This is a genomic window from Streptomyces spororaveus (assembly GCF_016755875.1).
In the GTDB taxonomy this organism is placed as follows: Bacteria; Actinomycetota; Actinomycetes; order Streptomycetales; family Streptomycetaceae; genus Streptomyces; species Streptomyces spororaveus.
Genome location: NZ_BNED01000005.1, coordinates 4,750,465 through 4,763,507 on the forward strand (window position 1 = coordinate 4,750,465; position 13,043 = coordinate 4,763,507).

A 13,043-nucleotide genomic window follows, 5' to 3' on the forward strand; every position below is an offset into this window, starting at 1 on the left:
ACGCTGATCCCAGCGGGCCGGGGGCCTCTTGGCCGCCCGCTACCGGGAGTCGAGCAGCTTCTCGCAGGCCGGGGTGATGCGGAGGGCGAGGAGGGAGAGGAACGGCGGGTCGGTCGGGCCTTCGGGGATGATGGTCACATCCCAGGTGCCCTTGGCCATGGCCACCGCCGTCGGGGCGGTACGGCGCCGGGTGACCCGCCAGCCGCGGTCGGTCAACCGGCTCACCATCGTGATCAGCTGCTCGTCGTCGGCCGGGCCGTCGTGAGCCCGGGCCGCCACGCACTCGGACGCGTGCAGCGCGGAGCCGCGGGCCTGCGCAGGGCCCGCGCCCGCAGCGGCCGTGGCGAAGTCGAAGTCCCCCAGCACGTCCTCCCGGGCCGGGTCCGGACCGCTGTACCGCTCGCCCGAGGGCGGCTCCGCCACCCAGGCGCTGCGGGCCGAGGCGTCGCCGTCCGGGGACAGCAGCGCCCCCGCCACGATGACGCCGATCCCGGCGGCGACCACCGCGAGCGTCCTGATCCTGCCGCGCATCCGTCCCATCCCCCTCGTGATCTCCGGCAGGAGTGTCGCACGCAGGGGTCAGGCCGCGTCCGTCGGCGGGTTCGCGTGCCATTCGCGGCCGATCGAGCGCAGCAGGGCCGGGTAGACCCCGAGGTGGCGGAACGGCTTGATGCCCAGCATGTACAGGCTGCCGAGGCGGCCGTTCGGCTTGACCAGGACGGTGAGCTGGCCGCGGTAGCCGCCGTTGCCGTCCGGGACCCAGCCGATGTGCAGCACCCCGTGCATGGTCCGGTTGGCGGACTCCGCCGCCCACTCGTCGTGGGTCTGGAAGACCGAGGTGAACGGGGCCGACCGCAGGTCCGGGCCGCGTTCGCCCTCGCGGAGGTCGGCCGGCAGCCGGTCGCGCAGGGTGGGGACCCGGGTGCCGAGGCCGCCGTCGGGCTTGTCCCAGCCGAACAGCCTGCCCAGCCCGCGGCGGGCCGCGAAGAGGACGCGCGCCACGGGGGAGGGGACCGGATCCCCGGTGCCCCCCGCGAACTGGCGCACCAGGCGGGCGAGGTCGTCGGGCCCGCCCGGGGTCGGTAGTGCCCACACGTCCTCGACCCGGAAGTCTCCGGCGATCTCGTGGATCCGCCAGGGGCGGGAGGTGTGGGCGGTCTTGGGGAGTCTCATCGGTCGGCCCCTATCTATACGATGCCGTATAGATCGAGGTTAGCACCCGTCTATACGGCACCGTATAGACGGGGGTCGCCTGAGGAGGAGCACAGCATGGGCGCGACCCGCACACCGCGCGGTAAATGGATCGAGGAAGGGCTGCGGGCCCTCGCGGCCGGCGGCCCCGAGGCCGTCCGAGTCGAGGCGCTGGCGCAGGCGCTCGGCGTCAGCAAGGGCGGCTTCTACGGGTACTTCGGCAGCCGGGGCGCGCTGCTCACCGAGATGCTCGACACCTGGGAGCACGAGGTCGCCGAGGCCGTGATCGAGCAGGTCGAGAGCGGCGGCGGAGACGCGCGGTCCAGGCTGGAGCGGCTGTTCGCGATCGCCTCGTCGGCCGACGGGCCGGTCAGGGGCACCACGGCCGACCTCGCCATCCGCGACTGGGCCCGGCGCGACGAGGACGTCGCGCAGCGGGTGCGGCGTACCGACAACCGGCGCATGGAGTACCTGCGTTCGCTGTTCCGCGCCATCTGCACCGACGAGGACGACGTGGAGGTCCGCTGCCTGCTCGCCTACTCGCTGCGGATCGGCGAGCACTTCATCCACGTCGACCACGGCGCTCGCACCCGCGCGGAGGTCATGGAGCTGACCCGGAACTGGCTCCTGAGATAGCCGGCGGACGTACGGGACGGTTCCGCGCGCACGCATGGGAAAGGCCCCGGCCGAGGGAACTCGGACGGGGCCCGTCCTCGCGTGCGGCCGGTGGAGGCCGTCAGCCGCCGCACTGGCAGGGGGCGCCGGACTGGCAGCCGCAGCCGCAGCCGGAGCCGCAGCCGCAGGCCGCGAGCAGCGGTAGCCGCAGCGGCTCGGGCCTCGGGGACTGCTCCTGCTCCGGGGTGATGGGGACGGGGGAATCGGGCATGGTTCCTCCTCGCAGGGGCGGTGCCCCGCGGCATACGGGACTACGTACGACGACCGCCCTCGCCCTCATTCATGCCCAGCGGTACCGGCGCGTCAACGGCGCATTGGGGCTCGGCGTGGCCCGCGGTCGGGCCGCCCCCGTCCGGATTCCCCGCTTCCGGTGCCGGTGGGTCAGACGCCGTCGACCTGGGTCGGCTGCTGGAGGTCGTCCGCGTGCTCACCCGTCACCAGGTAGACCACGCGCTTGGCCACCGACACCGCGTGGTCCGCGAAGCGCTCGTAGTAGCGGCCCAGCAGGGTCACGTCCACGGCCGTCTCGATGCCGTGCTTCCAGCGGTCGTCCATCAGGTGCTGGAACAGCGTGCGGTGCAGCTGGTCCATCTCGTCGTCGTCCTGCTCCAGCTGGAGCGCGAGGTCGACGTCCTTCGTGATGATCACCTCGGCGGCCTTCGCCATCAGGCGCTGCGCCAGCTGCCCCATCTCCAGGATGGTCGCGTGCAGGTCCCGCGGCACGGCGCGGTCCGGGAAGCGCAGCCGGGCGAGCTTCGCCACGTGCTGGGCGAGGTCGCCGCTGCGCTCCAGGTCGGCGCTCATCCGCAGGGAGGTCACGACGATGCGCAGGTCGGTGGCGACCGGCTGCTGGCGGGCCAGCAGGGCGATGGCGCGCGCCTCCAGGTCGTGCTGGAGGTCGTCGACCTTCTGGTCGGCGGCGATGACGCTCTCGGCGAGCTTCAGGTCGGCGTCGAGCATGGACGTCGTGGCCCGCCCGATCGCGGAGCCGACGAGCCGGGCCATCTCGACCAGGCCTTCTCCGATCGAGTCCAGTTCCTCGTGGTACGCGTCGCGCATGTCTCGTGTCCCTCTCTCGACCTACTACTGCGGTACTGCCCGGGGGCGGGCCGGGGCGGCCAGCGGCCCCACGTTGACACCGTGAGCCGCAAACGCGTCCGACTCCGGCACCACAAGTGAATCAACCCCGTCGCCAGGGTGAACTCTGGGCGACGACTGTTCGAGGTGCCACCCGAACGGCTGTGGAAGTGTCGTCGCGCCTGCTTAACCTGGATCCATGGACGTGAACGCGGCGGTCGCCGCAGCTGCAGCGATCGCCGGTCTTTGCACCGGTGTGATCGCGATGCTGGCGTTCCGCTGGAGCGAGCGCGACCAGGCCCGCCCCACCCGGAGCTCCATGCGCCCCGACATCAACGCGGTGCTGCCGCCCGGCGTGGACACCGTCCTCTCGGTGCTGCGGTCCTCGGCGGTCGTACTGGACGAGGGCGACGCGGTGGTCAAGGCCAGCTCGGCGGCCTACGCCCTCGGCCTGGTCCGCGGCGGCAAGCTCGCCGTGGAGCCGATGCTCCACATGGCCCGCGACACCCGCCGTGACGGGGAGATACGCCAGGTCGAGCTGGACCTGCCCCGGCGCGGCACCGGCCGCGGAGAGGCCCTCGCCGTCTCGGCGCGCGTCGCCCCGCTCGGCTCCCGCCTGGTGCTCCTCCTGGTCGAGGACCTCACCGAGGCCCGCCGCATCGAGGCCGTGCGCCGCGACTTCGTCGCCAACGTGTCCCACGAGCTGAAGACCCCGGTCGGGGCGATCTCCCTGCTGTCCGAGGCCGTCATGGACGCCGCGGACGACCCCGAGGCGGTCAGCCGCTTCGCGGGCCGCATGCAGATCGAGTCCACCCGCCTGATCAACCTCGTGCAGGAGCTCATCGACCTCTCCCGGGTACAGAACGACGACCCGCTGGAGGACGCCGAGCCCGTGCGCGTGGACACGCTCGTCGCCGAGGCCATCGACCGCTGCCGCCACACGGCCTCCTCGAAACAGATCACCATGGCCGCGGGCGGCACCGCCGACCTGCGGGTATGGGGCAACCGCGGACAGCTCGCGGCCGCCCTCGGCAATCTGGTCGAGAACGCCGTCAACTACAGCCCCGCCCGCACCCGCGTCGGCATCGCCGGACGCAGGGTGACGGCTCCTGGGGGAGACTTGATCGAGATCGCCGTGACCGACCAGGGCATCGGCATCCCGGAAAAGGACCGCGAGCGCATCTTCGAGCGCTTCTACCGCGTGGACCCGGCCCGCTCCCGCGCCACGGGAGGAACGGGCCTCGGCCTTGCGATCGTGAAGCACGTGGCGGCCTCGCACGGCGGGGAGGTGTCGGTATGGAGCTCGGAGGGCCAGGGTTCCACGTTCACCCTGCGACTCCCTGAAGCAGCCGCCCCGGCCCCGGTGGCGGCCCCCCGCACCCACCCGACCCCTGCCTGACCCAGAACCGCTCCAGCCATTCCTGCCCCGGAGGTCCTTCCGTGACCCGAGTGCTCGTCGTCGAGGATGAGGAATCCTTCAGCGACGCCCTGTCCTACATGCTCCGCAAGGAGGGCTTCGAGGTCGCCATCGCCGCGACCGGCCCCGACGGGCTCGACGAGTTCGAGCGCAACGGCGCCGACCTCGTCCTCCTCGACCTGATGCTTCCCGGCCTGCCCGGCACGGAGGTCTGCCGGCAGCTGCGCGGCCGCTCCAACGTCCCCGTGATCATGGTGACCGCCAAGGACAGCGAGATCGACAAGGTCGTCGGGCTGGAGATAGGAGCAGATGACTACGTCACCAAGCCCTTCTCCTCCCGCGAGCTGGTCGCCCGCATCCGCGCGGTCCTGCGCCGCCGCGGCGAGCCGGAGGAGGTCACCCCGGCGGCCCTGGAGGCCGGCCCCGTACGGATGGACGTCGACCGCCACGTGGTCACGGTCTCCGGCGGCAAGGTGGACCTCCCGCTGAAGGAGTTCGACCTGCTGGAGATGCTGCTGCGCAACGCGGGCCGCGTGCTGACCCGTATGCAGCTCATCGACCGGGTCTGGGGCGCGGACTACGTCGGCGACACCAAGACCCTCGACGTCCACGTCAAGCGCCTGCGCGCCAAGATCGAGCCGGACCCGGGCGCCCCGCGCTACCTGGTGACGGTGCGCGGCCTCGGCTACAAGTTCGAGCCGTAGGCCGACGGCGTACGCGCGGCCCGGAGCCGGTCGGAGGCCGGCACAGCGTCCCGAAGCCGGTGAGGCCCCCTGGGCCGCACCGTGCGAGGGGCGCACGCGGGATGGTGCTCGAGCCGGACCCGGGCGCCCCGCGCTACCTGGTGACGGTGCGCGGCCTCGGCTACAAGTTCGAGCCGTAGGCCGACGGCGTACGCGCGGTCCGGAGCCGGATATACGGGAAGGGCCCCCGGCCGCATCAGCGGCCGGGGGCCCTTCCCGTATGCGTATGTCCGCGTCAGTGGCCCGCGGCGTGCGACGGGGAACCCGACGGCGTGCCCGCGGGGGAGCCGGACGGGGTGGCGCCCGCGGCCGCACCGGTGGCCGCGCCCGAGGGAGTGCCCGAGGGAGTGCCGGACGGGGTGGTACCCGCGGCCGGGGGCGTGGCCGGGGACGCGGCGGGCGTCGGGGCCGCGACGGGGGCCGCGGACGGGCCGAACGGGGCGAAGGCGCCGGTGGCGGGGACCACGAAGGCCTGCAGCTCGACGCCGCCCGCGTTGCTCAGCTGGAAGACGACGTCCTGCACTTCGCCGTCCCGGGCGGCCACGGAACCGTCCTCGATCACGGCGGAGGCGTTGCCCTTGCCGCCGATCACCACGTAGCCGAGGGCCGGCACGGTGATCTTGCCGGAGCCCTCGGCGGGCTTCAGCGCGACCTTGCCCTTGCCACCCGGGAGGGTGATGCCGTCAAGCGTCTGTGCCTTGGTGCCGTTGTTGAAGACCGTCGCGGAGACGACCGCGGGGCCCTTCTCGCCCTTCTGGCCCTGGGTGATCACCAGTGCGTTCTGGACCTCGATGTCGCCCTTGGTGGCGGCGGCGTTGTCCGGCTTGATCTGGAGGGTCTGCGCATCCCGGCCCGCACCGCATGCGGCCAGCGAGGCGATCGAGAACACGACGGCGGTGGCGGCGAGGGCGCCGCGTCGAAGGCTGCGGCTCACGGCGGCGGCAACTCCTTGGACGAACGGAAGGGGCGGGTGGGCGCTCGGAACGGCCGAGGTAAAGCCGCTCTAAGGGTGTGTCAGCGCGCTTAGGTTACCGAGCCGCCGCCCCGCCCCCGCACCCGACCCTCCGCAGGGCGGCCCCCACCCTGGGAGCGCCCCGCGATCTTGCATTCCGGGGTGCCGTCCACCGCGCCGATCTTGAGGCGCTCGCATATCCCGTGCCGGACCCCCGTTGATCAATTTCCGGATTCTCTCGAACGGCACTTCGTGATCAATTCAGGATTGGGCCGGAACCCGCCCGGTGAGGGGGCCGCCAGTCGGACGGAGTAGTTCGGTTTCCCGACTCGGAACCCGGCAAAACGGGACGTACGTCACACTGATGGGGGTGCCGGGCAGGTGTAGCGTGGCCCTTTCGCCCGGTCCGCGCAGCGCCCCCGACCTGCGAATACCCGCTTCCGGAAGCTCTCCGCAGCACGTTCCTGTTGCTGTTGTCAAGCCCCGAGATGTGCCCTGACCTGCGAAAACGCCATTCATAACAGTCAGTTCTCGTGTTACCCTGGATAGCCACGGAAGGGGTACCTGTCACATGACGTTCAAGGTTGGCGACACCGTGGTCTATCCCCATCACGGGGCCGCGCTGATCGAGGCCATTGAGACTCGTCAGATCAAAGGCGTGGACAAGACCTACTTGGTGCTCAAGGTCGCTCAGGGCGACCTGACGGTTCGTGTGCCTGCGGACAATGCGGAGTTCGTCGGCGTTCGCGACGTAGTCGGCCAGGACGGGCTGGACCGGGTCTTCGAGGTGCTCCGCGCACCGTATGCAGAAGAGCCGACGAACTGGTCCCGGCGCTACAAGGCAAATCTGGAGAAGCTCGCTTCTGGCGATGTCATCAAGGTCGCCGAAGTGGTGCGTGACCTGTGGCGTCGTGAGCGTGAGCGCGGGCTTTCCGCGGGTGAGAAGCGCATGCTCGCGAAGGCGCGCCAGATTCTGGTGAGCGAGCTCGCGCTCGCTGAGAACACGAACGAGGACAAGGCCGAGGCCCTCCTCGACGAGGTGCTCGCGTCCTGACGCGAGTCCCCGTGCACCATGTGGTGCGCAGCTTGCCGCGGTGCCCGATGACTGGGTCTCTCCTCCACGAGAGGCCTGTTGCCGGGCGCTGCGGCATGTCTGTATCCGTATCTCTTGCCTCACTGCCCCACCGCCACCATCGCGATGGCGTGCCGGGTTCGGGCAGCCTGCTCGACCGGTCGTCACGGAAGGGGCGAGGGGCGTCGCACCCGGCACCCTTCAGGCCATACCCATGTCGGCCGAAGTCACAAACCTGGCTCGGAGCTACTGATGTCTGACGTAACGCGTCCCCACCGCACCGCCGCGGTGATCCCGGCCGCCGGCCGGGGGGTACGCCTCGGTCCCGGTGCCCCCAAGGCCCTGCGGGCCCTCGGCGGTACCCCGATGCTCATCCACGCCGTACGCGCGATGGCCCGCTCCCGTGCGGTCTCCCTCGTGGTGGTCGTCGCCCCGCCCGCCGAGGCCGCCGAGGTGCGCCTGCTGCTGGGCGAGCACGCGCTGCCCGAGCGCACCGAACTGCTGGTCGTGCCCGGCGGGGAGACCCGCCAGGAGTCCGTCCGCGCCGGCCTGGACGTGCTGCCGCCGGACATCACCTCCGTGCTGATCCACGACGCGGCCCGGCCGCTCGTGCCCGTGGACACCGTGGACTCGGTCGTCGAGGCCGTGCGCGACGGAGCGCCCGCCGTGGTGCCCGCGCTGCCCCTGGCCGACACCGTCAAGGAGGTCGAGCCCGGCAAGCCCGGCGAGCCCGAGCCCGTCCTCGGCACGCCCGAACGGGCCCGGCTGCGCGCCGTGCAGACCCCGCAGGGCTTCGACCTCGCCACCCTCCGGCAGGCGCACGACGCGATCGCCGTCGACGGCGAGGGCGCCACCGACGACGCCGGCATGGTGGAACGGCTCGGTGTCACCGTCGTGGTGATCCCGGGCCACGAAGAGGCCTTCAAGGTCACCCGCCCGCTCGACCTGGTCCTCGCAGAGGCCGTACTCGCCCGCAGGAGGGCCACCGATGGCTACTGATCCCACCCGGCACGACGCGCCCGCCGCGCCGCTGATCCCGCTCGTCGGCATCGGCACCGACGTGCACGCCTTCGAGACCGGCCGTGAGCTGTGGTGCGCCGGCCTGCTCTGGGAGGGCGAGGACGGCCTCGCCGGGCACTCCGACGGCGACGTCGCCGCCCACGCCGCCTGCGACGCGCTCTTCTCCGCCGCCGGTGTCGGCGACCTCGGAGCGCACTTCGGCACCTCCCGCCCCGAGTGGTCCGGAGCCGCCGGCGTCACCCTTCTGGCGGAGGCGGCCCGCATCGTCCGCGCCGAGGGCTTCGAGATCGGCAACATCGCCATCCAGGTGATCGGCGTACGCCCGAAGATCGGAAAGCGGCGCGAAGAAGCGCAGAAGGCGCTCGCGGCCGCCGCCGGCGCCCCCGTCTCGGTGTCCGGCACCACCACCGACGGGCTGGGGCTCACCGGCCGTGCCGAAGGGCTCGCCGCCATCGCCACCGCCCTCGTGTACCGGACGAACCGGGCCTGATCCCTCGTAGCGGTCGCACTTCTTCGGCAACAAAGGTGCCCCGGGCCCCCAAAGGGTCGCGGGGCACTGCTACAGGGCCACTACCCTGGATGCCGTGACTATTCGCCTGTACGACACCAGCGCCCGGCAGATCCGCGACTTCACCCCGCTCACCGCGGGCTGTGTCTCGATCTACCTGTGTGGCGCCACGGTGCAGGCCGCCCCGCACATCGGGCACGTCCGCTCGTACCTGAACTTCGACGTCATGCGCCGCTGGTTCGCCTACCGCGGCTACGACGTGACCTTCATCCGCAACGTCACCGACATCGACGACAAGATCATCGCCAAGGCGGCCGAACAGGGCCGCCCCTGGTGGTCCATCGGCTACGAGAACGAACTGGCCTTCAACTCCGGCTACGACGCGCTCGGCTGCCTGCGGCCCACCTACGAGCCGCGCGCCACCGGGCATGTTCCGGAGATGATCGAGATGATGCGCGGGCTCATCGAGCGCGGCCACGCGTACGAGTCCGAGGGCAACGTCTACTTCGACGTGAAGTCCTTCCCCGGCTACCTCTCGCTCTCCCGCCAGGAGCTCGACAACATCCGCCAGCCGGAGAGCACCGGTGAGACCGGAAAGCGCGACCCGCGCGACTTCGCCATGTGGAAGTCCGCCAAGCCCGGCGAGCCCTCCTGGGAGACCCCGTGGGGCCGCGGCCGTCCCGGCTGGCACCTGGAGTGCTCTGCCATGGCGCACAAGTACCTCGGTGAGGCCTTCGACATCCACGGCGGCGGGCTCGACCTGATCTTCCCGCACCACGAGAACGAGATCGCCCAGGCCAAGGCCTTCGGCGACGAGTTCGCGAAGTACTGGGTCCACAACGCCTGGGTCACCATGTCCGGCGAGAAGATGTCGAAGTCCCTCGGGAACTCGGTCCTCGTCTCCGAGATGGTCAAGCAGTGGCGTCCGATCGTCCTGCGCTACTACCTCGGCACCCCGCACTACCGGTCGATGATCGAGTACAGCGAGGACGCGCTGCGCGAGGCCGAGTCGGCCTTCGCCCGGATCGAGGGCTTCTACCAGCGCGTCATCGAGAAGGCCGGCGGCCCCGTCGAGCCGGCGCGCGAGGTCCCGCCCGCCTTCGCCGAGGCCATGGACGACGACCTGGGCGTCCCGCAGGCGCTCGCGATCGTCCACACCACCGTCCGCCAGGGCAACAGCGCGCTCGCCGCCGACGACAAGGACGCGGCCATCGCGCGCCTGTCGGAGGTACGGGCCATGCTGGGCGTCCTCGGCCTGGACCCGCTCGACCCCCACTGGGACGGCGGGAACGGGTCCGACCGCGGCGAGGAGCTCCACGGCGCCGTGGACACCCTCGTACGCCTGGTCCTGGAACAGCGCGAGTCCGCCCGGGCCCGCAAGGACTGGGCCACCGCCGACGCCATCCGCGACCAGCTGCAGCAGTCCGGACTGGTCATCGAGGACAGCCCCACGGGTCCGCGCTGGACGCTCGGCCCCCGCTGAGCCCAGGCAGCTGAGTTTGGTGTGCTGCCCGGCGCTCCGGGCGGCACACTCTTCATACGTACATATCGCAGCACCAACGAAACAGGTAGAAGTCATGGCCGGGAACAGCCAGCGCAGGAACCGCCGCACGTCCAACAAGAAGGGCGCGACGGTCGGCAGCGGTGGCCAGCGGCGCAAGGGTCTGGAGGGCAAGGGCCCCACGCCCAAGGCCGAGGACCGCAAGAAGCACAAGGCGAACCGCATCGCCAACGCCATGGCCCGCCAGGCCGCCAAGCGCCGCCCGGCGCCGCGCCGCGGCGGCCCCAAGGGCACCAGCGAGATGGTCGTCGGCCGCAACCCGGTCTTCGAGGCGCTGCGCGACGGCGTCCCGGCCACCACGCTCTACGTCCAGCAGTTCATCGACAACGACGAGCGCGTCCGCGAGGCCCTCCAGCTCGCCGCCGAGCGCGGCAACATCAACCTGATGGAAGCCCCGCGCCCCGAGCTCGACCGCATGACCAACGGGCTCAACCACCAGGGCCTGGTCCTCCAGGTCCCGCCGTACGAGTACGCGCACCCCGAGGACCTCACCGCGGCCGCCTACGACGACGGCGACGACCCGCTGATCGTGGCCCTCGACGGTGTCACCGACCCGCGCAACCTCGGCGCGATCGTCCGCTCCGTCTCCGCCTTCGGCGGCCACGGCGTGGTCATCCCCGAGCGCCGTGCCGCCGGTATGACCGCCGGTGCCTGGAAGACCTCGGCCGGCACCGCCGCCCGTACCCCGGTCTCGCGCGTCACCAACCTGACCCGCGCGCTCCAGGACTACAAGAAGGCCGGCATCACCGTCGTCGGCCTCGCGGCCGAGGGCACCCACGAGGTCCAGGACCTCGAGGTGCTCGGCGGCCCGGTCGTCATCGTCGTCGGCTCCGAGGGCAAGGGCCTGGGCCGTCTCGTCGGCGAGAACTGCGACTACCTCGTGCGCATCCCGATGCCGGGCGGCGCCGAGTCCCTCAATGCCGGTGTCGCCGCGGGCGTCGTCCTCTACGAGGCGGCCCGCCGCCGCGCCACCCGCGGCCGCGCCTGATCCTCCGGCCACTGATCCACTTGGCTCACGGAACATGACCCGTGAGCGTGTCACCCCGCCCGATTCGGGCGGGGTGGCTTGATCTTGACGGGTCTCGGACACATCCCTGACGTCAAGGCAGTGTCCTAAACACTGATCACTCGGTTAGATGAGTGTGGACACCAGAACGTCAGGGTTCGACGACCAGCCCGCGCTGAGCATGGTCAAGGTGCCGTGCGACCCCGCACAGGTCATCGTCAACCACGCCAGCTTCCGCGTGCGGCTCGCACCGAGCCCGAGCGCGCGTTCCAAGCCCGCGAAGGCCCCCGGCCGCGCACCCGTTCTGGGTGGCGCCGTGGTGGCGGCCGCCGGGGCCACCCGCCGCCGGGCCCCCGTGGTCTGGAGCGGCAAGTCCGACGCCGGTGACGCCGCCGCCATGGGCGGACTGCTCCAGGCCGTCCGCGAGGCCGGCCGGGGACTCGACGAGTACGACGGCGGCGCCACCCAGGTCATCCCCCGCGTCGACCTGGCCCACGACCTCGCCGAGGACACCCTCGCCACGCCGACCGTCATCGGCCAGCGCAGCTACGGGGACCCCGCCGAGACCCGCCCGCTGTCCGCCGTACGGGACCTCCCGTACGAGCAGCCGCACGGCCCCGGGACCGGCCCCGGGCCGGAATCCCGGCGCCCCGCCGGCGACAACCGCGGGCAGGCCTCCTACTACCCCGGCCGCCGGATGAACCTCGGCGTCGTGCTGCTCCCGCTGCGCGTCTTCCTCGGCTTCATCTCCATCTACGCGGGCATGGGCAAGCTCTGCGACCCCGTCTACTTCGACGGCGGCGAGCGCGGCTCCATGGTCACCTGGCTGCACACGCTGAACCCGTGGGCGCTCGCCGAGCCGCTGCGCGACTTCGCCCTCGCCCACCCCGTCGGCGCGGGCCTGAGCGTGGCCTTCCTCCAGGTCATCGTCGGCGTGCTGACGGTCTTCGGACTGTGGCAGCGGTTCGCCGCCTGCTTCGGGGCGCTGCTGTCCGCGGCGCTGCTGATGACGGTGAGCTGGAAGACGGTCCCGGCCTACGACGCGCCCGACATCATCTACCTCGCCGCCTGGTCCCCGCTGATCATCGCGGGCGCCCCGGTCTACTCCCTCGACGGACGCCTCGCCGGCGAGGCCTGGCGGACCCTCGGCCCGCGCTCCGAGATCTGGCGGCTGCGGCGGCGCGTCCTGCGGCGCGGGGCCGTCATGGCCACGGTCGTGTGCGGGCTGACGCTGCTCGTCGGTTCGCTCCTCGGCGGCGCCGTCCGCTCCTCCACCGTCGTCACGGTGCCCGGTCCGGGCGAGGCTCCCAGCAACTACCTGCCGGGCCGTCCGCTGCCGCAGGCGCCCGCCAGGCAGCAGCCCGGACCGCAGCAGCCCAAGCAGTCGCCGACCAAGTCGGCCTCGCCCTCGGCCGTCGCGACCGAGCCGGCCGCCAAGTCCGGGAAGACCGCGTCGGGCGCCCCGACCAAGGGGACCTCGGGCACCCGCTCCGAGTCGCCGGCCGCGACGCGCGGCACCACCGGCAAGCAGCAGACCCCGCGCAGCACCCCCCGCCAGTCCTCCTCGCCGAGGCAGCCGTCCTCCTCCGCGGGCAGCAGCACGGGCGGCGGGGCTCCGGCCCCGAAGCAGCCGGGCCTGATCGGCGGGCTCATCGGCTGACACACCGGCACGGCAGGACCGGGGCCCGGCGCGCGTGAGCGTGCCGGGCCCCCGTGCGTGTGCGGGCCCGGTGTGCGGGTGGGGTCCCGTGCGTGTGCGGGCCCGGTGTGCGGGTGGGGTCCCGTGCGTGTGCGGGCCCCGTGTGCGTGCCGGGCGCGCGA

General features: G+C 72.1%; 14 protein-coding genes. 9 read left to right on the plus strand and 5 right to left on the minus strand.

Annotated elements, in window-relative coordinates; all coding sequences use genetic code 11:
- Positions 1–39: 39 nt before the first annotated feature.
- A complete protein-coding gene (locus tag Sspor_RS23850) occupies positions 40–531 on the minus strand; it encodes a hypothetical protein (protein ID WP_202200942.1) in 492 nt (163 codons plus the stop codon).
- 48 nt (positions 532–579) lie between these two features.
- Positions 580–1,173 carry a DUF2867 domain-containing protein gene (locus Sspor_RS23855; protein WP_202200943.1) on the minus strand — a complete coding sequence of 198 codons (594 nt, stop codon included), beginning with the start codon at positions 1,171–1,173 and terminating at the stop codon, positions 580–582.
- A 96-nt stretch (positions 1,174–1,269) separates the two neighbouring features.
- On the opposite strand from Sspor_RS23855, the gene Sspor_RS23860 reads away from it, so the two are divergent.
- Entirely contained in the window at positions 1,270–1,827 is a 558-nt protein-coding gene (locus Sspor_RS23860) for a TetR/AcrR family transcriptional regulator (RefSeq protein ID WP_202200944.1), read from the plus strand.
- A gap of 100 nt (positions 1,828–1,927) precedes the next feature.
- On the opposite strand, the gene Sspor_RS23865 is transcribed toward Sspor_RS23860, so the two are convergent.
- Both Sspor_RS23865 and phoU read right to left on the minus strand, forming a co-directional pair.
- Positions 1,928–2,077: a hypothetical protein gene (locus Sspor_RS23865; protein ID WP_202200945.1), complete on the minus strand. Its 150-nt coding sequence runs from the start codon at positions 2,075–2,077 to the stop codon at positions 1,928–1,930.
- Positions 2,078–2,247: 170 nt separating this feature from the next.
- A complete protein-coding gene (gene phoU, locus Sspor_RS23870; protein ID WP_202200946.1) occupies positions 2,248–2,925 on the minus strand; it encodes a phosphate signaling complex protein PhoU in 678 nt (225 codons plus the stop codon).
- Between the two features lie 217 nt (positions 2,926–3,142).
- Between phoU and phoR the strand changes: the two genes are divergently transcribed.
- A complete protein-coding gene (gene phoR / locus Sspor_RS23875; RefSeq protein ID WP_202200947.1) occupies positions 3,143–4,342 on the plus strand; it encodes a two-component system sensor histidine kinase PhoR in 1,200 nt (399 codons plus the stop codon).
- 50 nt (positions 4,343–4,392) lie between these two features.
- Positions 4,393–5,064 (plus strand): two-component system response regulator PhoP, encoded by a 672-nt coding sequence (gene phoP, locus Sspor_RS23880; RefSeq protein WP_465270536.1) that lies wholly within the window; start codon positions 4,393–4,395, stop codon positions 5,062–5,064.
- A 274-nt stretch (positions 5,065–5,338) separates the two neighbouring features.
- On the opposite strand, the gene Sspor_RS23890 is transcribed toward phoP, so the two are convergent.
- Positions 5,339–6,037 (minus strand): DUF461 domain-containing protein, encoded by a 699-nt coding sequence (locus tag Sspor_RS23890; RefSeq protein WP_202200948.1) that lies wholly within the window; start codon positions 6,035–6,037, stop codon positions 5,339–5,341.
- A 589-nt stretch (positions 6,038–6,626) separates the two neighbouring features.
- Between Sspor_RS23890 and Sspor_RS23895 the strand changes: the two genes are divergently transcribed.
- From Sspor_RS23895 to Sspor_RS23920, 6 genes are all read left to right on the plus strand, one after another.
- Positions 6,627–7,109, plus strand: a complete 483-nt coding sequence (locus Sspor_RS23895; protein WP_003953493.1) for a CarD family transcriptional regulator — start codon at positions 6,627–6,629, stop codon at positions 7,107–7,109.
- Between the two features lie 270 nt (positions 7,110–7,379).
- Positions 7,380–8,126, plus strand: a complete 747-nt coding sequence (gene ispD / locus Sspor_RS23900) for a 2-C-methyl-D-erythritol 4-phosphate cytidylyltransferase (RefSeq protein ID WP_202200949.1) — start codon at positions 7,380–7,382, stop codon at positions 8,124–8,126.
- Positions 8,116–8,637 (plus strand): 2-C-methyl-D-erythritol 2,4-cyclodiphosphate synthase, encoded by a 522-nt coding sequence (ispF, locus tag Sspor_RS23905; protein WP_202200950.1) that lies wholly within the window; start codon positions 8,116–8,118, stop codon positions 8,635–8,637. The genes ispD and ispF overlap by 11 nt, the downstream gene beginning before the upstream one ends.
- A gap of 94 nt (positions 8,638–8,731) precedes the next feature.
- On the plus strand, positions 8,732–10,138 hold the full coding sequence (cysS, locus tag Sspor_RS23910) for a cysteine--tRNA ligase (protein ID WP_202200951.1): 1,407 nt from the start codon (positions 8,732–8,734) through the stop codon (positions 10,136–10,138).
- 94 nt (positions 10,139–10,232) lie between these two features.
- On the plus strand, positions 10,233–11,204 hold the full coding sequence (gene rlmB / locus Sspor_RS23915) for a 23S rRNA (guanosine(2251)-2'-O)-methyltransferase RlmB (protein ID WP_202200952.1): 972 nt from the start codon (positions 10,233–10,235) through the stop codon (positions 11,202–11,204).
- 148 nt (positions 11,205–11,352) lie between these two features.
- Entirely contained in the window at positions 11,353–12,882 is a 1,530-nt protein-coding gene (locus Sspor_RS23920) for a DoxX family protein (protein ID WP_202200953.1), read from the plus strand.
- Positions 12,883–13,043: the final 161 nt, after the last annotated feature.

Excerpts from the sequence above, each read along its gene's own strand:
- Sspor_RS23850 (WP_202200942.1), bottom strand. The coding sequence starts at position 531 with ATGCGCGGCAGGATCAGGACGCTCGCGGTGGTCGCCGCCGGGATCGGC.
- Sspor_RS23855 (WP_202200943.1), bottom strand. The coding sequence starts at position 1,173 with ATGAGACTCCCCAAGACCGCCCACACCTCCCGCCCCTGGCGGATCCAC.
- Sspor_RS23860 (WP_202200944.1), top strand. The coding sequence starts at position 1,270 with ATGGGCGCGACCCGCACACCGCGCGGTAAATGGATCGAGGAAGGGCTG.
- Sspor_RS23865 (WP_202200945.1), bottom strand. The coding sequence starts at position 2,077 with ATGCCCGATTCCCCCGTCCCCATCACCCCGGAGCAGGAGCAGTCCCCG.
- phoU (WP_202200946.1), bottom strand. The coding sequence starts at position 2,925 with ATGCGCGACGCGTACCACGAGGAACTGGACTCGATCGGAGAAGGCCTG.
- phoR (WP_202200947.1), top strand. The coding sequence starts at position 3,143 with ATGGACGTGAACGCGGCGGTCGCCGCAGCTGCAGCGATCGCCGGTCTT.
- Sspor_RS23895 (WP_003953493.1), top strand. The coding sequence starts at position 6,627 with ATGACGTTCAAGGTTGGCGACACCGTGGTCTATCCCCATCACGGGGCC.
- ispD (WP_202200949.1), top strand. The coding sequence starts at position 7,380 with ATGTCTGACGTAACGCGTCCCCACCGCACCGCCGCGGTGATCCCGGCC.
- ispF (WP_202200950.1), top strand. The coding sequence starts at position 8,116 with ATGGCTACTGATCCCACCCGGCACGACGCGCCCGCCGCGCCGCTGATC.
- rlmB (WP_202200952.1), top strand. The coding sequence starts at position 10,233 with ATGGCCGGGAACAGCCAGCGCAGGAACCGCCGCACGTCCAACAAGAAG.
- Sspor_RS23920 (WP_202200953.1), top strand. The coding sequence starts at position 11,353 with ATGAGTGTGGACACCAGAACGTCAGGGTTCGACGACCAGCCCGCGCTG.